Here is a 19,663-nt window from a genome sequence, read left to right on the forward strand (position 1 = left end):
CCGGCTTGACGGTCTGATAGACCATATGCGAGAAAACTCGATAATGGAATTAAATTCCGAGGAATGGAATTAGATGGCGCTCGACCCTGATGTGTTCCGCCAGTTGCTCGACACGGTCGAGCGCTTCGTCCGCGAAAAGCTGAGGCCGAACGAGGCGCTCGTGTCGCAGAACGATCAGGTGCCGGCCGAGATCATTGCGCAGATGCGGGAGCTGGGGCTGTTCGGCATGGCGATTCCGGAGGCCTATGGCGGCCTCGAACTCACGCTTTCGGAAGAGGTCCAGGTCTCGTTCCTGCTTGGCGGAACATCTCCGGCCTTCCGCTCGATGATCGGCACCAATAACGGCATCGGCTCGCAAGGCATCATCATCGACGGCACCGAGGAGCAGAAAAGCCGCTATCTGCCTGAGATGGCGAGCGGGGAGCGCGTCGGCTCCTTCTGCCTGACCGAACCGGAAGCAGGCTCGGACGCGGGGTCGCTGCGCAGCTCGGCTCGGCGCGACGGCGATGATTTCGTCATCAACGGCACCAAGCGCTTCATCACAAACGCCCCGGTCGCCGGCCTCTTCACGGTCTTTGCGCGCACCGACCCTGACAGCAAAACGGCCGCGGGCATTTCGGCGTTTCTGGTCGATGCCGATCGCCCGGGCATCACGCTCGGCCGGACCGACAAGAAGATGGGGCAGCAGGGCGCCCACACCTGCGACGTGATCTTCGACAATGTCCGCGTGCCAAAGACGGCGATCCTTGGTGGGCCGGATTACGAGGGCAAGGGCTTCGTCACCGCCATGAAGGTGCTCGATCGCGGGCGCCTGACCATTGCCGGCGTCTGCGTCGGAGTCGCTGAGCGCTTGATCGCCGACAGTCTCGCCTACGCCATGGAGCGGCACCAGTTCGGCAAGCCGATCGCGGAATTCCAGCTGGTCCAGGCCATGTTGGCCGACATGAAGGCGGAGAGCTTTGCCGCGCGCTGCATGGTGGAAGAGACAGCGCGTCGGCGCGATGCCGGCCATGGCATCGCCACCGAGGCGGCCTGCGCCAAGATGTTCGCTTCCGAGATGGTGGGGCGTGTCGCGGACAAGGCCGTCCAGATCCATGGCGGAGCCGGATATGTCGCCGATGCCGGGATCGAGCGCTTCTACCGGGATGTGCGCCTGTTCCGGATCTACGAGGGTACGACCCAGATCCAGCAACTGGTCATCGCGAGGAACATGATCCGCGATGCCCGCCGGGCCGGTGCGGCCGCCTGATTCAACCGGGAGGCCGCTTCCCGGGTCCCCGGACCCGCGGCTCAGGCGGGAGCCTCGTATCCGAACCATAGGGAGAGAAAAATGCGCGCAGTCATCTGCAAGGCGTTTGGGCCGCTGGAAGATCTCGTCGTCGAAGCGAAGGAATTAGGCGAGCCAGGGCCGGGCGAGGTGCGCGTCGCCATCGAGGCGGCGGGGGTCAATTTTCCCGACACGCTGATGGTCGAGGGCAAATACCAGGTCAAACCGCCGCTGCCCTTCACGCCCGGCACCGAGATCGCCGGCATCGTGCGCTCGGTCGGCGATGGCGTCACACATCTCGAGGTCGGCATGCCCGTCGTCGGCATGGTGGGCGTGGGTGCGTTCGCCGAGGAATGCGTGGTCAGTGCCGCACGGCTGATGAGGCGTCCCGCCAGCATGGACCCGGTCACGGCCGCCGGCTTTTCGATGACCTACGGCACCAGCATGCACGCTCTCAGGCAGCGGGCGCGGCTGCAGCCCGGAGAGACGCTTCTCGTCCTCGGTGCAAGTGGCGGCGTCGGCCTGGCCGCCGTCGAAATCGGCAAGGCGATGGGCGCAACCGTGATCGCAGCCGCAAGCAGTGCGGAAAAGCTGGAGGTGGCACGCGCGGCCGGCGCGGATCACCTGATCAACTACGCAACTGAATCGCTCCGGGACCGCGTCAAGGAGCTCACGGCCGACAAGGGCGTCGACGTGGTCTACGATCCGGTCGGCGGGGACTTTCTGGAGCAGGCCGTGCGCGTGACCGCGTGGGAGGGCCGCGTTCTGGTCGTCGGTTTCGCCGCGGGCACCATTCCGCGCATTCCTGCAAACCTTCTGCTGCTCAAGGGCTGCGCACTTGTGGGGGTCTTCTTCGGGACGTTCGCCGCGCGCAACCGGCAGGCCAACAAGGAGAATTTTGCCCAGCTCTTCACCTGGTTCGAAGAGGGCAAACTGAAGCCGCTGATCAGCCGGACGCTTGATCTCGCCGATACGGTCGAGGCGCTTCAGCTGCTCGCTGCGCGCAGCGCCATCGGCAAGATCGTCCTCACGACCGGCCGGGCCCTGTCGTGAGAGCCACGAGCTATGCCGATATCGGCATCTTTGGCGTGCTCGGGCTCGATCTCCAGGAGTCGGCGGTCGGTCACGTCAAGGGCGGACTTCAGATCGGCCCAGAACATCTCAATCGGATGGGCTACGTCCATGGTGGCGTGCTCTGCACGATGATCGACTTCGCCGCCTGCGCCTCCGGCCTGCATGCCGAAGAGGGGCAGGCGCCGCGTTTTGCCATCACCATATCGCTGACCACGCAATTCACCCGGCCGGTCCGGGCCGGATGGCTGTCGGTCGAGGGGCGGACGATCTCGGCCGGCAAGTCGAGCTTCACCGCCGAGGCCCATGTCTTCGACAGCGACGGCGAGCGCATCGCCCACGGCATTGGCACGTTCCGCTGGCGGCCGGGAAGCCAGCCCAATCCTTCCACCCAGCATGCGGACAAAGCAGATGTTTGAGCTCAGGGACATCCACAAGCCGCGCCTGGCGGCATTGCAGCGCTTCATGGACGAGCATGTCTATCCCAACGAGGCAGTCTTCGAGCGCCAGCACGCCGCGCTGCCATCGCGGTGGGGCACGCCACCGATCCTCGGCGAACTGCAGCAGCGGGCGCGTGCCGAAGGGCTGTGGAATCTGTTTCTGCCCGACACGCGCTACGGGGCAGGGCTCAACAACCTGGACTATGCCCATTTCTGTGAGGTGATGGGCCGTTCCGCCATCGCGCCCGAGATCTTCAATTGCTCGGCCCCCGACACCGGAAATATGGAGACGCTGGTTCTCTATGGCACGGAAGGCCAGAAGCGGGACTGGCTCGAGCCGCTGCTCGACGGGGCGATCCGCTCCTGCTTCTCGATGACCGAGCCGGATGTGGCCTCGTCGGACGCCACCAATATTCAAACCGAGATCAGGCGCGACGGCGACGACTACGTCATCAACGGACGTAAATGGTGGAGTTCGGGCGCGCTCAGCGAGCATTGCAAGATCGCGATCGTAATGGGCCGGAGCAATCCGGATGCGCCCAAGCATCAGCAGCAGTCGATGATCCTGGTGCCGCTCGATACGCCCGGGGTCACCGTGGAACGGGCGCTGACGGTCTACGGCTATGATCATGCGCCGCATGGCCATGCCGAGATTACTTTCGAGAATGTCCGTGTGCCGGCCACCAACATGCTGCTTGGCGAAGGGCGCGGCTTCGAGATCGCGCAGGGGCGGCTCGGGCCCGGCCGCATCCATCACTGCATGCGTTCGATCGGCCTGGCGGAACGGGCGCTGGAGGCAGCCTGCCGCCGTGCCCTGTCGCGGACGGCTTTTGGCAAGCTGCTGGCGGACCAGGGCGTCGTCCGTGACCAGATCGCACGCTCGCGCTGCGAGATCGAGGCGGCGCGGCTGCTCGTCCTGAAGGCCGCGCATATGATGGACACGGTCGGCAACAAGGCCGCCCGCCGCGAGATCGCGATGATCAAGGTGGTAGCGCCGAACATGGCCTGCGACGTCATCGATCGCGCGATCCAGATCCACGGGGCGGCTGGCGTCTCCCAGGACCATTTCCTCGCCGCCGCCTGGGTCAAGTCCCGCAGTCTGCGCTTCGCAGATGGCCCCGACGAGGTCCATCGCGACAGCATCGCCCGCATGGAACTGAAGGCCTACCGCAACTGAGGTGCAGGCAATGTTCGACGTCCAAGGAAAGGTCGCTCTGATCACGGGCTCGTCGCGTGGGATCGGCAAGGCAACCGCGCAGCAACTGGCGCACAGCGGTGCCCGGGTCGTGGTGTCCAGCCGAAAGCAGGACGCCTGCGACGCCGTGGCCGGGGAAATCCGGGCGAGCGGCGGCGAGGCCATCGCCAAAGCCTGCCATGTTGGCTCGCATGAGCAGCTGAAGGGGCTCGTCGACCACGTCCTGGAGGTCTGGGGCGGGATCGACATCCTGGTCTGCAACGCGGCGATCAATCCGGTCTACGGACCCTTGTCCACCCTGCCGGACGAGGCCTTCACCAAGATCATGGCGGTCAACGTGCAGAGCGCGATCTGGCTCAGCAACCTCGTCCTTCCGCAGATGGCCGATCGCGGCGGCGGCGCCGTCATCATGATGTCCTCGATCGCGGGCCTGCGCGGCACCGGAGTCATTGGCGCCTATGGCATGTCCAAGGCCGCGGAAGCGGCCCTGGCGCGCAATCTTGCCGTCGAATGGGGCCCCAAGGGGATCCGGGTCAACGCGATCGCGCCCGGCATCGTGCGCACCGACTTCGCGCGGGAGCTGGTGGAATCGCCCGAGCGGCGCGCGCAGATGGAGCAGCGCACTCCCTTGCGCCGCTTCGGCGAGGTCGAGGATATCGCCGGTATCGTGCATTTCCTGGCCAGCCCGGCATCCGCCTACATCACCGGCCAGGTCATCGTCGCCGATGGCGGCGAAACCGTCAGCTGAGGTGCATGATGACCGCTCCCGTGGCCACCCTTGTCGACGTGATCGAGAACCACCGTTTCGACGAGGGAGCGCTGGCCCGCTGGCTCGACGCCCATGTCCCCGGTTTCGGCGGCCCGATTTCGGTGCGCCAGTTCCAGGGCGGCCAATCCAATCCCACCTTCCTGATCTCTGCGCCTGATCGACGCTGCGTGCTGCGCAAGAAGCCTCCGGGAAAGCTGCTGCCGAAAGCGCATCAGGTCGAGCGCGAGTTCCGGATCATCAGGGCGCTGGCGGGGACAGCGGTTGCTGTTCCGCAGGCATTGGCGCTTGGCGAAGACGCCGAGGTGATCGGGACAGCCTTCTACGTCATGGATTTCGTCGACGGGCGTCAGTTTGACAGCCTGGCGCTTCCCGACCTGCCGCGCGACGACCGCGCTTCGCTCAATTTCGCCGCCGTCGATACCCTGGCGGCGCTGCATGCGGTGGTTCCCGAGGATGTCGGGCTAGGAGATTTCGGTCCCTCCGGCGGCTATGTCGCGCGTCAGGTCGAGCGCTGGACCAAGCAGTATCGTTCCTCCTCGGAGGCCGGCGAGATCGCCGACCTGACCTGGCTCGCCGATTGGCTGCGCGAGCATTGCGGCGTGGCCGATGAAACCACGATCGTGCATGGCGACTACCGGATCGGCAATCTCTGCTACCGCCGCGATGGCCCGCAGGTGTCGGCGGTGCTCGACTGGGAACTGTCCACGCTCGGCCACCCGCTCAGCGATCTCGCCTATTACTGCATGCCCTATCATATCAGCCCGACCGTCGCGGGCGGACGGGGGCTATCGGGGCTCGATTTCAAAGAGCTCGGCATCCCCCGCGAAGACCAGGTGATCGCGCATTACTGTCGGGCGAGCGGCCGTGCCTCGCTGCCGGACTGGCACGTCTTCCTGGCGCTCTCCTTCTTCCGTCTGTCGGCGATCCTGCACGGCGTGATGGCCCGCTCCGTGCTGGGCAATGCCAGCGATGCGAACGCGGCCGAGGTTGCACAGCGCGCCGGGATGCTGGCCGAACTGGGTCGGCAGGTGGCCCTGTCCGGCACGAACAACCGATACTGAGACGAGGCGAGGGATGACCATGCGTTTCAAGGACCAGCTCTGCATTGTGACCGGAGCGGCCAGCGGTATCGGCCGGGCCACCGCACAGCGTTTCGCCGCTGAGGGCGCGCTCCTCGTCCTGGTCGATCGGAACGAGGCGGAGCTCGCAAACGTCGTGGCCGACCTGCCGCGGGCCCGGGACCATTCCGTCGCGGTGCTGGATATCGCTGACCAGGACGCGGTCTCCGCATGTGTGTCCCGCGCACTGGAGCGGCATGGGCGTATCGACGTTCTCTGCAACAATGCCGGCATGGCGAGTTCCAAGGGGAGCGCGCTCGAGCAGGATCTCGCGGAATGGGACCGGGTGATGCAGGTCAATGTCTTTGGCGCGATGCTGTTCATGAAGCATGCCGGCGCGGCCATGGTCGCGGCCCGTCGCGGCGCGATCGTCAACACCGCCTCCGTGGCCGGGATCAGGGCTGGTGCGGGCGGGAATGCCTATAGCGCTTCGAAGGCTGCCGTCATCAACATGACCCAGACGGCCGCCTGCGATTTCGGCGCCTATGGCGTCAGGGTGAACGCCGTATGTCCCGGCCTGATCGAGACGGGAATGACCAGGCCGATCTTCGAGAAGGCGCGCGAACTCGGGAAGGAGGACCGGCTGGGCGCACGCTGCGAATTGCGCCGCTATGGCCATCCCGAGGAGGTTGCCCGCGTGATCGCCTTCCTGGCCAGCGAGGACGCGAGCTATGTCACGGGCCAGGCTCTCGCCGTCGATGGCGGCAACACCGCCTCCCTCAATCTCCCCGGCATGAAGGTCTAAGGCGTCGGCTCGAAAAGTCGATTGTGGTTTTAAGGAAACTCGATCCAGACACGGAAGTGCTGGATCTCTGACCGGATATGACAACCGATCCGAGATCTAGCCGACGCTCCAGGGCAGGGAGCAGAGCCGCCCGGCGGGGCGGCCCCGCTCCGAGCGGCTCGCTGTGGCGCGCCTTGCTCAGTTCTTGCCCTTGTAGAGAAAGGCATCGACCTTCTCTTCGCCGTTATAGGCCAAGCGCTGCATGCGGTAGAGGTTCTTCACGTAGTCGAGCGCGTCCTGGCGAGACATGTCCATGCAGCGCATCGAGGCCTCCATCTCGATCCGCAACGCGAGTTGAGGGTGGCGTGCGATGCGCGCGGCATATTCCTCGGCCTTCGCCAGAACCTGGTCCGAAGGGACCACCGCATTGACGAGGTTCGCCCGCAGCGCGTCCTGCGCCGAGAGCGGGTCGCCCGTCAGCAGCATTTCCATCGCGATCGTATGCGGCACATACCGAGACAACCGGGTCGAGCCGCCCGCCCCACCCATGCCGTAGGCGATCTCGGGGAAGCCGAACTTGGCATCCTCCGACGCCACGCGGATATCTGTGAGATGGCTGAGATAGATCATGCCCTGGCCGTAGCAATAGCCGCGCACCGCGCCGACGATCGGCTTGAATCGGTTCAGCGAGAGCACTTCGCGCGACCAGGTGAACGTGTCCGGCTCGCCCTCCGCGATCCGGTGCTTCGGGGCAAGGTAATAGGCGAGTTCGTCCTTGGGCGTCGCGAACTTGGCGTAGTCGTTCTTGATGTCGTCGCCGGCCGAGAAGGCCCGGTCTCCGGCGCCCTGCAGAATGCCGACCCGCACCTCGTCGTCGGCGAGGAATTCGAGCATCATATGATAGAATTGCTTGTGCATCGCCGGCGTCATCGGGTTCACCGATCCGTTGCGGATGGTGAAGTATCCGATCTTGCCGACACGCTCGTATTCGAAAGGCATGAGATCTATCCCTTAGATATAATCAGAACCACTGATTGGTGACGCGGTCGAAGCTGCCGACGCGAAGGTCGGTTTTTTCGGCAATGAGCTTTTGCTTGGCGATCTTCTCGGACGGCGTCTTCGGAAGCGCGTCGCGATACTCGACGTAACGAGGTGTCTTGAACGGGGCGAGCCGGCTCTTGCAGTGCTCGAAGATCATTTCGGGCGAGGCCTCGGCTTCCGAAACGCCGGGCTGCAAGACGATATAGGCCTTCACTTCTTCGCCGCGCGCTGCATCCTTCACGCCGACGACGGCGGCTTCGAGAACCTGCGGCATTTCGGTCAGCGCAGCTTCGACTTCGCGGGCGGCGATATTCTCGCCGCTTCTGCGGATCATGTCCTTCAAGCGCCCGACGATGTAGTGGAAACCTTCGGCGTCGCGCCAGAACAGGTCCCCGGTGCGGAACCAATCCCCCCTGAAAGAGGCTTCGTTCGCTTCCGGCTTGCGATAATAGCCCAGCATGATGCCCGGCCCGCGGATGCAAAGCTCGCCAACCTCGCCAGCGGGCAGGACATTGCCCTCGGGGTCGGTGATCTGTACCTCGCGGAAGGGCGCGACCATCCCGCAGGAGCCGGAGCCGACCATGTGATAGGCCTCTCGCGGCAGGAAAAGCGCCGATCCGACCTCGGTCATCCCGAAGGATTCCCGGGCGATCGTGTTGTAGCGCCGCTCGAAGTCGGCGTGCTTTTCCTTGTTGAAGCCGAAGATCGAAACGCGCTTCAGCTCATTGTCGGCGTCGGATGGCTTGGGTGCCTGCTGATAGACGATCTCGGGAAAGAGGCAGTAATGGATCTTGTATGTCCTGACCCAATCCATGAAGCGCGTCGCGCTTGCACGGCGGGCGACGAAGATCTGGCCGCCGACACGCATCGCCATCAAGGTCAGCCACTGCGGATCCATGTAGAAGAAGGGTTGAGCCGCCAGGATATTCCTGGAATTCTCGGCGTCGCCGCCTCGCATCGCGGCCACCAGGGAAATGGTGAGCCAGTATCGGTGCGTCAGCATGCAGCCTTTCGGGAATCCGGTCGTGCCGGACGTGTACTGGATGTTGACGAGGTCATCGAGCGCGGGTTGTGGCAGGTCCGCGGGGAGGGCGGGCGGTTTCCGCTCGATCCGGGCATATCGATCCGACGCATCGGAAGCGGCCCCGACGACAAGAACGTTGGAATTCCGTAACGGTGCCTCCGCACTCAGCGCCTCGTAGGAGGGCAGGCAGTCCGCATGGATGACGAGATACGTCGCCTGCGAGTCCGTGAGCACATAGTCGAGCTCTCGGCCGGTATAGCCGATATTGACCGGCACCATGACGGCCCCGAGTTTTGCCAGGGCAAGCCAGGTGAGGGGAAACGCCGGGATGTTGGGAAGCATGACGGCGACATGAGCGCCTTTGCGCACGCCCGCCGCATAGAGGCCCGCCGCAGCCTGTTCGATCGCCGACCTGGCTTCGGCATAGGTTGCGACGCCGCCCTCGCTCTCCTCGAAGAACGTCCAGAGGGTCTTGTCGCCGTTCACCGAGGCCCGCTCGTCGACGAACGAGCCGATGTTCTGCGCCAGCGGCGCCGCCTCGATAGTGCTCCTCATATGATCGACGAGAGGCTTGAGCTCGGACCAATCGCTGGGGCTGCTGTTGTTTTGCTGCATGTCAGGCCTCGGACACTGAATTCGACTGGTATCGGCGTTCATTCCGGCGGCGAACGATCTCACCCACGGTCATCGCGACGATGCTGAGAAGAGTGAGCATGACCGCGACGGCAGGCACTGTCGGATCGAGCTTGAGGCTGAGATCGTTCCAGATGCGCACGGGAAGCGTCTGCAATCCGCCGGAGATGAAGAGCGTGATGATCAGCTCATCGAAGGACGCGAAGAAGGCCAGGATCGCCGAAGCAAACATCGCTGGCGCTAGGTAAGGCAGGGTCGTGTGCAGGAACGCCCGGATGGGGCTCGCGCCAAGGACACGCGCTGCCCGCTCGATCGTCATGTCGTATCTGCGAAGGCTGCCCGACACGATCATCACGACATAGGGCAGGGCGATCAGCGCATGAACCAATGTCAGCGCGTAGATATTGTTCACCAGCTGCCAGCGCAGGAACACGATGTAGAGCGCAAGGGCGATAACCACCGATGGGATGATGAGGGGCGCGATGAAGATGGCACTCAGCAGGCCTTTTCCGCGAAAATCCGTACGAACGAGCGCGACCGACGCCAGGGTCCCGAAGAGCAGGCTGAGGATTGTCGCACCGACCCCGATCCTGAGGCTCGCGAGCGTGGCGTCGACCCAACTCTGATCGACGAAGAATTCCCTGTACCAGCGCAGGGACAGCGACTTCGGCGGGAATTCGAGGAACTGGCTGTCGGTCAGCGAAATCGGAACGAGGAAGAACAGCGGCAGCAGCAGAAAGCTGGCGACGAGGACAAAATACGCGGTCAGGACGGCCCGGGTCATCGTGCGAGCCCTCCGGTCGCGAATTCGGAGCGTTTCCGCGTGAGGGCCCAGTAAGCCAGAAGACAGGAGAAGGTCGCCGCCAGCAGCGTCGAAGCCATCACCGCCGCCAGGTCCCATTTCAGCGTCTTGTGAACCTGGAGATCGATGAGATTGGCGATGAGGAGACTTGTGCGGCCGCCCAGCAGCGTCGGCGTGACATAGAAGCCGAGGCAGAGGATGAAGCAGATGATGCCACCCGTCGCCGCTCCACTCACGCTGAGGGGAAAGACCACCTTCCAGAAGGCCTGCCTTGGCGATGCACCCAGGGATCGGGCCGCTTTCACGAGATCCCGCTCGACATCGAGTATCGAGGTCAGGCAGGTCAGGATCACGATCGGCAGCAGGATCTGAACCATTCCGATGTGAACGGCGATGGGCGTATAGAGCAGCTGAATGGGCTCCGCCGTCAGGCCAAGGGCGGCAAGCGCTTTGTTAAGAATGCCTTCGCGCCCGAGCAGGATGATCCAGGTGTAGGTCCTGACCAGGATGCTGATCCAGAACGGTAGGAGGATCAGATAGGTCGCCAGCACCCGCTTGCGCGGCGAGAGCTCCGCCATGAAGTAAGCCATGGGGTAGCCCATGACGAGGCAGATCACCGTCACAGTCGCGGCGGTGACGAACGTCCTCTGCAGGACGATGATGGAAAGCTGCGAATTATAGACCTGTCGCAGCGCCTCGGCCGTGAAAGCCGTTCCATCGTGTACGGTCAGCTTCAGGACGCCGAATACCGGAAAGACGAAGAGAAGCGCTGCCAGCAACGTCGCTGGCGCGAGCAAAAGCGTGGTTTTCGTCCACCGGAGTTTCATGATGCAGCCAGGTTCCCGAGTGGCTCAGATCAGCAGCCATTCGTTCCAGCGTGTTGAGACCGCGTCGAGATTCTCTGCCCACCAGGCACTGTTGAACTCGAACTGCACCGCCGCGTTTTCGGGCGAGGTCGGCAGGGTCGCTGCGAAGGCTGGGTCCAGCAATTCCATCATTCCCGGCACGAAGCCGGGGTAGGGGACCTGCTTCACGAATGCCGCCGATGCCGCAGGGTCCATGCGAGCCTTCATGAAGCGCATCGCCTCGGTGGGGTGCTTCGCGCCCTTTGGAATGGCGAGGAAGGAGAGCATCAGGGCTCCGCCCTTGAAGGTGATGTCGACGGGCTTGCCCTCGTTCCTCAGGGGGGTGATGCGGCCGTTCCAGCATGAAGTCATGCTGACCTCGCCGTCGATCAGCAACTGGACGTGCTGGGCTCCGTTGGTCCACCAGACCGGGATATGGGGCTTGAGCTGGTCGAGCTTCTTGAAGGCGCGGTCGACGTCGAGCGGATAGAGCTTGTCGAGCGGAACGCCATCGGCAAGCAGGGCGAATTCGAGGTTGCCCTTGGGCGAATTTTCCAGCGAGCGCGGGCCCGGGAAAGCTTTGACGTCCCAGAAATCGGCCCAGGATTGCGGCGTCTTGCCGTTGCCGAATTTGTCGGTCCTGAAAGCGATCACGGTTGAATAAGAGGCCCGGACCATCGCAGTCGGCTGCTTTGCGATGGCCGGCAGCTTGTTGTCGGGATCGATGATCGAATAGTCGATCTTTGCAAGCCATCCGGCTTTGGTTGCGGTCACGACGTCGTCGCCGTTCAGCTCGGTCAGATCCCACTCGACATTGCCGGACTCGACCATGGCCTTGAGCTTGGGAAGGCTCACGGGTGCTGTCGGCCTGACCTTGATTCCCGTCTCCCTGGTGAAAGGCTCTTCGAAGATCTTCGTGATCATCGTGGCGAGCGCCCCGCCGGAGCCGTTGACGACGATGGTCACGTCCTGAGCGAAAGAGGGTTTGAACGCGAAAACGCCGGCAAGTGCACCTGTGGCGATTCCGAAAGCTCTTCTGGTCATCGTCATGATCGATAGTCCCCTGAGTTTTTTTGGTGGTCTGGGAAGCTCAACCCGTGAGCGAGACGAGGTCAGCGACGTTGAGATCGAAGCTGATCGGCGTGCCCAGCGGCAGCACGTCCTGTCCTGGCCTGCGTGGCTCGATGGCCGAGATGTCCTTGCCGTCCGCAGCGCGCAGCACGTAGCGGACGGAATTGCCGAAGAAGACGGCCTCCGCGAGGGTGGCCCGATGCGCGCCGGCGGCATCTTGGCGGATCTGGATGAGCTCCGGCCGGATTGACGCGAAGCTGGCCGCCGAGAGATGCGCGACATTCCCGGACACGCGGCCAAGCCCTTCGAGCATGACGGACGCTGGCGCGGCGCCCTCGACCTTGAGGATGTTGTTTGCACCCACGAATTCCGCGACGAAGCGTGATTGCGGCTTGTCGTAGAGCTCTTCCGGAGGGCCGATCTGCAGGACCTGGCCCTTGTCCATGACCGCCAGCCGGTCGGAGAGCGTCAGCGCCTCGCCTTGATCATGGGTGACATAGATGACGGTACACCCGATCTGGCGCTGGTATTCCTTGATCTCGAGCTGGAGTGTCTCTCGCAGCTTCAGATCAAGGGCGCCCAGCGGCTCGTCCATCAACAGCACCCGGGGCTCGAACACGACCGCGCGTGCAAAGGCCACGCGTTGCTTCTGGCCCCCGGACAGTTCGTGCGGCATGCGGTTCGCTAGTGTGTCCAGCCGCACCATCTGGAGCGCCTTCTCCGAGCGCCGCCGGGCTTCGGCCCGCGGCACGCCGCGCATCTCGAGGGGAAAGGAAATGTTGCGGATGACATTGCGATGGGGAAAGAGCGAATAGCTCTGGAACACCATGCCGATGTCGCGCTTCTCCGTCGGCAGCTTCGTGATCGGCACTCCGTCGATGAGAATTTCACCGCTGTCGATATCCGTGAAGCCTGCCAGCGCGTTGAGGGCGGTCGTCTTTCCAGAGCCGCTCGCCCCGAGCAGGGTCATGAACTCCCCGCGCTCGACATGCATCGAGAAGCTCTCCAGCGCGACGAACTTTCCATACGTCTTTCGAACGCTTCTGAAATCGATCGTCGCTCCGGTCGAACTCATTTGATCCGGCTCCGAATGAGAGGCATATTTGAAAAGTGACGATAGTGTCATTTTTTGTCAAGCGCGCTATGCTGGTATTGAGATTGCGGCGCGATTGAGTGTGCTGTCAGAAGCGATAGTGAGAAGGGCGGGCCCTTGTTGTTGGAAAACGTAAATTTCGATTACGTGGATTACCTGGAGAAACGCTTGGCTGCCGCGCAAAGCGAGAAGAAGATCATTCGCACTGAGCTGCAGCTCGAGCTGGCAACCGCGCGCCTTCTCAGAGAAAAAAACTATCACGCAATTTCGGTTGATCTCATTGCGGCGACCGCTGGTGTCGCGCACGGGACGTTTTACCGGTATTTCGCAGCCAAACGCGATGTCGTTGCTAAGACTATCGCCGATTATTTCATGTTCGTGCGCGCATCGCGCCACCCAATTGCCCGTGATGCGTCGCAATACGAAGCAATCCACCAGGCCAACCTGCACTATGTCGAATGCTTCCGTCGCAATGTCGGACTCATGCGTTGCCATTTCCGGCTCAAGGACGAGGACGAGCTGATCGCCGAGGTTGGCCGTAGCGCCGACAACGCCATGGTGGAGCGCGTCCTCGCCAGGCTGCGCCGCGAAGGACAGCTCGAGCTGTGGGATGCTGAAAAACTCAAACTGACCATCTTCTGCCTGATCGGAATGGTCGATGAGCTGTTGTTGAAGATCTACGGGCAGACCCAGCCTTCGCTCGCTGGGTTTCAAGCCAAGCCCCAACTCGTGGCGAGCACCCTATCCGATATGTGGTTCTCGACGATCTACGGTTCGCAATCGCTCGAGCGCATTGCGCCGGGGGCGAGTTTGCCAAGGCTACGCCAGGTCGACTGAGTGATCGCCGTCAACTCGGCATGATATAGCTCAGCTGATTGCGAATATTCGCAGCCAGCGAAATCAAGCGGGGTGCGACCTCGTCCTCGATCTGGTTGGGGCTGAGCCGGAACACAGGCACCCGGCAGTTCATGCCGAAGCAATCGCCGTTGGCGTCCCGGATCAGCGGCACGCCAGCGGAATGGGTGCCCGGAATCCAGACGCCCTTGGCCACAGAAAACCCCCGGCTGCGGCAATCGATGACGCCCTGCAGGAAGGATTCGGAGTATTTCGTCCAGAGTTCGGGCGAGCGACGCTTCATTTCTTCGAGCTTCAGCTTGAGTTCGTCCTCTGACAGGAGGGAGCCGAGCGCATGACCGATCGTGGCCGGCAGCAGCGGCCCGATCGTGCCGAGGTCGGGCGAGGTCCAGATGTTCTCGTTCACCCGCGAGGTCTCGAGATAGACGAAGTTGGTTCGGTCGATCGTGCCGATCGAGACGGTCCCTCCGAGGTCCTGAGCCAGCTTCTGCATCGAGGGCCGCGCGATGTGCAGCAGCTTCAGGTTGACCAGCAGCGGGTTGACCAGCATGAGCGCGCGCCAGCTCAGCCGGAACTTGGATTTCTCCTGCCTGAGGTAGCCCATTCTTTCCAGCGTATAGGTCAAACGTGCGACCGTGGAACGGTTGATCCCCGATTCCTTCGCGATCTCGCCATTGCTCATCAATGTGCGATTCGGACGAAAAGTCTCCAGAACAGCCAGTCCCTTGACGAGAGTTGTTGCGATGTCGGGATCGTCTGCGGGGATCTTCAAGAATTTCTCCATCTATGTAGTTGGCTTCGTTCGTATTATTTCGATCGATTATTGTTTGATAATTACCGGATGCGCTTGATGAGCGGGTTTGAGAGCCTCGACCTGCCCCGGCGTTGTCGGGGTGAGAATTGGCCTCTTTGGCTCAAATGTCAAGATAGTGAACATTTCTGGAAGAAATTAATCACTCTCTTGACTCACCCCCGAAGCGAGCGCTCAATTGTCGAAGGCGGGTGGATATCTGCGCCTGCACTCGTCACGGAGAAAATGTGAATGAGCCGCGTGATCGACATGGAACTGAGCTTGCCTCATAGCGAGGCGAATCCGGATCTGGAGCGCATCTCGCGAGGACGGCCGGGCACGCCCTTCGCCCAGTCGCTGCCGCGGCCCGAGGGCTACGGATTCGCCAATTACGGGAATGTCTTCAGGAGCAAAGAGGCGGCTCCGAAGAAGGGGGAGGCTGACGACGGCGGTCTCGTGCGGCTGGTCGAGGATATGGACCGTGCCGGTATCGCGCGGGGATTGCTGGTCGGCGCCGAGAACAGTGCGACGGGCCGGATTCACCAGGCCCATCCCGGCCGCTTCTTCCTGTTCACGACATTCGATCCCTTCGACGGCATGCGGGCGGTTCGCGAATTCGAGCGGCTGGTCAAGGAGGAGGGCGCAAACGGCCTGCGCCTGTCGGCGCTCTATAACGGCGTGCCGGCCAATGATCGCCGCTACTATCCGCTCTACGCGAAGGCAGCCGAGCTCGACGTCCCGGTCCGCATCTACACGGCGATGAACTACGCCAATGACCGGCCCTATGATCTCGGGCATCCGCGCTATCTCGATGATGTCGCCATCGACTTCCCCGAGCTCAGGATCGTGGCGGGCCTCGCCGGCTGGCCCTGGGTGAACGAGATGGTCGGGCTGCTCCGCCGGCACCCGCGGCTCTATGTCGACACGGCGGCCCACCATCCCCGGTATTTCAGCCAGCCCGGTTCCGGGTGGGAGCAGTTCCTTCAGTTCGGCAACACGCTGCTCCAGGACAAGGTCATGGTCGGGTTGTCGCGCTACCTGTTCGGGACCTCTTTCGAGAGCATCATCGAGCAGTACAAGCAGCTGCCGCTCAAGGAAAAGGTCATCGAGAAATGGCTGTACGGCAACGCCGCTGAATTCTTCCGGCTGAACTGAGGGCGGGGTCCGATGCTTCGCTTCGTCGGCCGGCGGGCGCTCTACGCAATCCCTCTGCTCCTGGCGATCATCATCCTGATGTTCTCCATGCTGCACATGATCCCGGGGGATCCGGTGCAGGCCCTCGTCGGCGACTACCCCGTTCCGCCGGCGTATCGGCAGGCGATCGAAGAGAAGTATCGCCTGAACGACCCCTTCCTCGTTCAGGTCGGCAATTATCTCCTCAATGTCGCGCAGGGCGATTTCGGTTTCTCCTATCAGAACCAGCGCGGGGTCCTCGACCTCATCCTCGAACGGGCGCCCCGCACGATCCTGCTCGCATCGGTCAGCTTCGCCCTGGCGATTCCGCTCGGCATGGCGATCGGCATCGCGGCGGGAACGACACGCCGGCCGGGCGTCGACAAGTTCTGGACGACCACCGCCCTGATCGCCTACGCGATCCCGACTTTCTGGCTCGGCCAGCTCCTGGTGATGCTGTTCGCACTCCGGCTCGGCTGGTTTCCGACCCAGGGCATCGGCCCCCTGATCAGCCGCACGCATGGTGTCGCCTGGCTCTTCGAAAAGCTGCGCTATCTCGCGCTGCCGGTCCTTGCCTTCGGCATCCACGAGGGCATGCGGATCGCGCGGATCATGCGCGCCAGCGTCATCGACACGCTGTCGCAAGGCTACATCATCACCGCACGCTCCAAGGGCCTGAGCCGCGGGCAGATCATCCGCAACCACGTGATGCGCAATTCGAGCCTGCCCCTGGTCACGATCGCCGGCTATGCCTTCGGCTCCGCGCTCGGCGGCGCCGTCCTGCTCGAAACGGTCTTCACCTGGCCGGGCCTTGGCCTGCTGCTCGTCGACTCGATCCGGCTCAGGGACAACATGACGGTTGTCGGTGTCGTGATCTTCTCGGCCGTCGCCGTCGTCGCCATGAACCTGATCGTCGATCTCCTCTACGCGGCGCTGGACCCGCGCATCAGAACCATGCGGTGAGGTCGAAGCCATGTCAGACAGCAAAACCGCCATGGCGCCGGCATCCGGCAACGGCATCCCGGTCGGGAGCTGGCAGGCCCATGTCGCCAATCTCTTCGGAACGCGTCACGGCGCGCTCGGAGCAGGCATCCTCATCGTCCTGGTGATCGTGGCGACCGCTGCTCCGCTGATTGCACCCTACAATCCGTTGGAGCAGACCCAGTTGAGTCTCGCGCCGCCATCGTCCCAGTTCCTGTTCGGCACTGACAATATCGGCCGGGACGTGTTCTCGCTCGTCGTCCATGGCAGCCGCTCGTCCCTGCTCGTCGGGCTCGGGGCGGCGCTGGCCGCACTGCTCGTCGGCGGCACTCTCGGGGTCCTGGCCGGCTATTTCCAGGGCCCGGTCGAGGCGGCGCTGATGCGGCTGGTGGAGTTGTTCCAGACCCTTCCCGTCATCATTCTCGTGCTCTGTGCCGTCGCGCTGTTCGGCTCCAATTTCTGGCTCCTGATCGCGGCGGTGGCGCTGGCGATCTGGCCGATGGAGGCCCGCCTCGTCTACGGCCAGTACATCAAGCTTCGCGACCGCGAATTCATTGCTGCCGCCCGCGTCGCCGACCTCTCGACGGCCCACATCATGTTCCGCGAGATCCTGCCCAACGCGATGCAGCCGATCATCGTGCAGGTCGCGCTCGACGCGAGCATCGCCATCCTGATCGAGGCCGGGCTCGGTTTCCTCGGCCTCTCCGATCCGAGCAGGGTGAGCTGGGGCCGGTTGCTCTTCGTCGCGCAGGACTACATGGACAGCGCCTGGTGGATGAGCCTGTTTCCCGGCGCAGCCATCTGCATCACCGTGGTCGGCCTCAATCTCTTTGCCGACGGGCTGAACGAGGTCATCGATCCGCGCAGCACGAACGGGATGGGAGGGCTGCAATGAGCGCATCGCTTCTTCTCGACGTGCGCGACCTGAAGGTCCATCTGCGTCTCGGCCACAAGGTCGTGAAGGCGATCGACGGGGTCGATTTCCAGCTCGGCCGGGGCGAATGCGTCGGCATCGTCGGCGAATCCGGTTCGGGCAAGAGCACGATGGCGCGAGCCGTGACACGCCTGATGCCGAACGTGAACATCGAGGAACTGAGCGGCAGGCTTGCCTTCGAGGGCCGCGATATCCTTGCGATGGACGACGGCGACCTGCGGGCCCTGCGCCGCGGGCGCGGCTTCTCGATGATCTTCCAGGATCCGCTCGGCTATCTCAACCCGACGCAGCGGATCGGCCGGCAGATCCACGAGGCGCTCTCCCGGGATGCAGGGCGCGGCTCCGACAAGACCCGCGTTCTCACCCTTCTGGACGAAGTAGGTCTACCCGACCCGGCCAATCTCGCTCGTCGCTACCCGCATGAACTTTCGGGCGGCATGCGCCAGCGCGTGATGATCGCGATCGCGCTGGCCAGCGATCCTCAGCTTCTCTTTGCCGACGAACCGACGACGGCCCTCGACGCGACCGTGCAGCTGCAGGTCCTGCAGACGCTCTACAGGCTGCACAAGGAGCGCAACATGGCGATGGCCATCATCACGCACGACCTCGGTGTCGTCGCCGAGCTTTGCGATCGGGTCTACGTGATGCGCGCCGGCAAGGTGATCGAGAGCGCCGAGACCATCGCGCTCTTCGAGCAGCCCCAGCACGACTATTCCCGGCGCCTGATCGATCTCAGCACGCGCCGGCTGACGCGGGAGCTTCAGTCATGACCGCTCCGATCATGCGAATGACTCGCGTCGAACAGCTCTACACCAGCCGCAACGCCAACGGACCCGGCTGGAACACGGTTCGGGCGGTCGATGGCGTCGATCTTGACGTCAACGAGGGTGAGACCCTGGCGATCGTTGGTGAATCCGGCTCCGGCAAGAGCACCTTGGCGAAGCTGCTGCTGATGCTGAACCGTCCGACGGCGGGCGACGTGCAGTTTCGCGGCACCTCGCTGGCTTCGCTCGGCACCTCCGCCAGGCAGGCGTTCCGACGCCAGGTCCAGGCCGTGTTTCAGGACCCGGCCTCGTCACTGAACCCCCGCATGACGGTCGAGCGCATGCTCGGCTACATCGTTCAGCGCCATGAGCTTGCTACGCTGCGCGAGACGCGGGCCTTTCTCGCCGGCCATCTTGCCGCGGTCGGCCTTAACCCCCCGGACCACTATCTCGACCGCTATCCGCACCAGCTCTCAGGCGGGCAGCAGCAGCGCATCGCGATTGCGCGGGCGATGATGCTTCGGCCCGCGATCATCATCGCCGACGAACCGCTGTCGAGCCTCGACGTCTCGGTCCAGGCCCAGGTCCTGCAGCTGATGCGGGATCTGCACAAGGCGACCAATGTCGGCTTCGTGGTGATCAGCCACGATCTCGGAGCGATGGAGTCGATCGCCGACCGGACCGCCGTGATGTATCGCGGCCGGATCGTCGAGATCGGCCGCTCGATCTACGAGCGCCCCTTCCATCCCTATACCCGGCTGTTGCTCGATGCGCGGCTTTCGCTCGATCCACGCCGTGGCCGGATCCGCAGCCTGAGCGCGACACAAGTGCGAGCGGATATGCCTGAGCCCATGCAGGGCGGCTGCCGGTTCCGCCACCGCTGCCCCTTTGCGATCGAAATCTGCGCGACGGCCGACCCCGCGCTGAAACCGGTCGGCCAGACCGGAACCTTTGTGGCCTGTCACCGCGCGGACGAAATCGGCGCGTCATCGCGTCCGGCAGGTGTGGCCCCCGTAGAGAGGACGCCGAGGCCCGTCGAGATCTGATTCAGGGACTACCCAGAAAAGCCAAAG

Annotated in this window: 20 protein-coding genes; 13 read left to right on the top strand and 7 right to left on the bottom strand. The window is 63.4% G+C overall.

Annotation, left to right across the window (positions count from 1 at the left end; genetic code table 11):
* Positions 1 to 73: 73 nt before the first annotated feature.
* From AC1DW9_RS24310 to AC1DW9_RS24340, 7 genes are all read left to right on the top strand, one after another.
* The gene (locus AC1DW9_RS24310; RefSeq protein ID WP_441508608.1) at positions 74 to 1,249 is read left to right on the top strand and encodes an acyl-CoA dehydrogenase family protein; all 1,176 of its coding nucleotides are present in this window, start codon (positions 74 to 76) and stop codon (positions 1,247 to 1,249) included.
* 81 nt (positions 1,250 to 1,330) lie between these two features.
* The gene (locus tag AC1DW9_RS24315) at positions 1,331 to 2,320 is read left to right on the top strand and encodes an NADPH:quinone oxidoreductase family protein (protein WP_441508607.1); all 990 of its coding nucleotides are present in this window, start codon (positions 1,331 to 1,333) and stop codon (positions 2,318 to 2,320) included.
* Entirely contained in the window at positions 2,317 to 2,757 is a 441-nt protein-coding gene (locus AC1DW9_RS24320; RefSeq protein ID WP_441508606.1) for a PaaI family thioesterase, read from the top strand. The genes AC1DW9_RS24315 and AC1DW9_RS24320 overlap by 4 nt, the downstream gene beginning before the upstream one ends.
* Positions 2,750 to 3,955 carry an acyl-CoA dehydrogenase family protein gene (locus AC1DW9_RS24325; RefSeq protein WP_476770377.1) on the top strand — a complete coding sequence of 402 codons (1,206 nt, stop codon included), beginning with the start codon at positions 2,750 to 2,752 and terminating at the stop codon, positions 3,953 to 3,955. The genes AC1DW9_RS24320 and AC1DW9_RS24325 overlap by 8 nt, the downstream gene beginning before the upstream one ends.
* A 10-nt stretch (positions 3,956 to 3,965) precedes the next feature.
* Positions 3,966 to 4,721 carry an SDR family NAD(P)-dependent oxidoreductase gene (locus AC1DW9_RS24330; protein WP_441508604.1) on the top strand — a complete coding sequence of 252 codons (756 nt, stop codon included), beginning with the start codon at positions 3,966 to 3,968 and terminating at the stop codon, positions 4,719 to 4,721.
* An 8-nt stretch (positions 4,722 to 4,729) separates the two neighbouring features.
* Positions 4,730 to 5,803 carry a phosphotransferase family protein gene (locus tag AC1DW9_RS24335; RefSeq protein WP_476775931.1) on the top strand — a complete coding sequence of 358 codons (1,074 nt, stop codon included), beginning with the start codon at positions 4,730 to 4,732 and terminating at the stop codon, positions 5,801 to 5,803.
* A gap of 13 nt (positions 5,804 to 5,816) precedes the next feature.
* Entirely contained in the window at positions 5,817 to 6,605 is a 789-nt protein-coding gene (locus AC1DW9_RS24340) for an SDR family NAD(P)-dependent oxidoreductase (protein WP_441493488.1), read from the top strand.
* Between the two features lie 177 nt (positions 6,606 to 6,782).
* Here the strand turns inward: AC1DW9_RS24340 and AC1DW9_RS24345 are convergent, their stop codons facing one another.
* Genes AC1DW9_RS24345 through AC1DW9_RS24370 form a run of 6 tightly spaced genes read right to left on the bottom strand, consistent with a single transcriptional unit; the run spans position 6,783 to position 13,075 of the window.
* Positions 6,783 to 7,583, bottom strand: coding sequence for an enoyl-CoA hydratase/isomerase family protein (locus tag AC1DW9_RS24345; protein ID WP_476775930.1), 801 nt, complete (start codon positions 7,581 to 7,583; stop codon positions 6,783 to 6,785).
* A 22-nt stretch (positions 7,584 to 7,605) separates the two neighbouring features.
* Positions 7,606 to 9,264 (bottom strand): AMP-binding protein, encoded by a 1,659-nt coding sequence (locus tag AC1DW9_RS24350; RefSeq protein ID WP_476775929.1) that lies wholly within the window; start codon positions 9,262 to 9,264, stop codon positions 7,606 to 7,608.
* A gap of 1 nt (position 9,265) precedes the next feature.
* Positions 9,266 to 10,066, bottom strand: a complete 801-nt coding sequence (locus AC1DW9_RS24355; RefSeq protein WP_441508600.1) for an ABC transporter permease — start codon at positions 10,064 to 10,066, stop codon at positions 9,266 to 9,268.
* On the bottom strand, positions 10,063 to 10,911 hold the full coding sequence (locus AC1DW9_RS24360) for an ABC transporter permease (protein WP_476775928.1): 849 nt from the start codon (positions 10,909 to 10,911) through the stop codon (positions 10,063 to 10,065). The genes AC1DW9_RS24355 and AC1DW9_RS24360 overlap by 4 nt, the downstream gene beginning before the upstream one ends.
* 24 nt (positions 10,912 to 10,935) lie before the next feature.
* Complete coding sequence (locus tag AC1DW9_RS24365) at positions 10,936 to 11,979, bottom strand: ABC transporter substrate-binding protein (RefSeq protein ID WP_441493493.1); 1,044 nt, start codon at positions 11,977 to 11,979, stop codon at positions 10,936 to 10,938.
* A 40-nt stretch (positions 11,980 to 12,019) separates the two neighbouring features.
* A complete protein-coding gene (locus AC1DW9_RS24370) occupies positions 12,020 to 13,075 on the bottom strand; it encodes an ABC transporter ATP-binding protein (RefSeq protein ID WP_441493494.1) in 1,056 nt (351 codons plus the stop codon).
* 135 nt (positions 13,076 to 13,210) lie between these two features.
* Here AC1DW9_RS24370 and AC1DW9_RS24375 point away from each other — a divergent pair, with 135 nt between their 5' ends.
* Complete coding sequence (locus AC1DW9_RS24375; protein WP_441508598.1) at positions 13,211 to 13,930, top strand: TetR/AcrR family transcriptional regulator; 720 nt, start codon at positions 13,211 to 13,213, stop codon at positions 13,928 to 13,930.
* A gap of 10 nt (positions 13,931 to 13,940) precedes the next feature.
* On the opposite strand, the gene AC1DW9_RS24380 is transcribed toward AC1DW9_RS24375, so the two are convergent.
* The gene (locus AC1DW9_RS24380) at positions 13,941 to 14,720 is read right to left on the bottom strand and encodes an IclR family transcriptional regulator (RefSeq protein ID WP_441493496.1); all 780 of its coding nucleotides are present in this window, start codon (positions 14,718 to 14,720) and stop codon (positions 13,941 to 13,943) included.
* Positions 14,721 to 14,990: 270 nt separating this feature from the next.
* Between AC1DW9_RS24380 and AC1DW9_RS24385 the strand changes: the two genes are divergently transcribed.
* From AC1DW9_RS24385 to AC1DW9_RS24405, 5 genes are read left to right on the top strand one after another with little or no spacing between them, the layout of a single operon-like run.
* Positions 14,991 to 15,893: an amidohydrolase family protein gene (locus AC1DW9_RS24385; protein WP_441493497.1), complete on the top strand. Its 903-nt coding sequence runs from the start codon at positions 14,991 to 14,993 to the stop codon at positions 15,891 to 15,893.
* 12 nt (positions 15,894 to 15,905) lie between these two features.
* The gene (locus AC1DW9_RS24390; protein WP_441508597.1) at positions 15,906 to 16,874 is read left to right on the top strand and encodes an ABC transporter permease; all 969 of its coding nucleotides are present in this window, start codon (positions 15,906 to 15,908) and stop codon (positions 16,872 to 16,874) included.
* Positions 16,875 to 16,884: 10 nt separating this feature from the next.
* Complete coding sequence (locus tag AC1DW9_RS24395; RefSeq protein ID WP_441508596.1) at positions 16,885 to 17,787, top strand: ABC transporter permease; 903 nt, start codon at positions 16,885 to 16,887, stop codon at positions 17,785 to 17,787.
* Entirely contained in the window at positions 17,784 to 18,596 is an 813-nt protein-coding gene (locus tag AC1DW9_RS24400; RefSeq protein ID WP_476775927.1) for an ABC transporter ATP-binding protein, read from the top strand. Before AC1DW9_RS24395 ends, AC1DW9_RS24400 begins: the two co-directional genes overlap by 4 nt.
* Positions 18,593 to 19,636: an oligopeptide/dipeptide ABC transporter ATP-binding protein gene (locus AC1DW9_RS24405; RefSeq protein ID WP_441508594.1), complete on the top strand. Its 1,044-nt coding sequence runs from the start codon at positions 18,593 to 18,595 to the stop codon at positions 19,634 to 19,636. The genes AC1DW9_RS24400 and AC1DW9_RS24405 overlap by 4 nt, the downstream gene beginning before the upstream one ends.
* The last annotated feature ends 27 nt before the right edge of the window (positions 19,637 to 19,663 follow it).

The sequence above is a fragment of the Allobosea sp. P4_E12 genome, assembly GCF_056401655.1.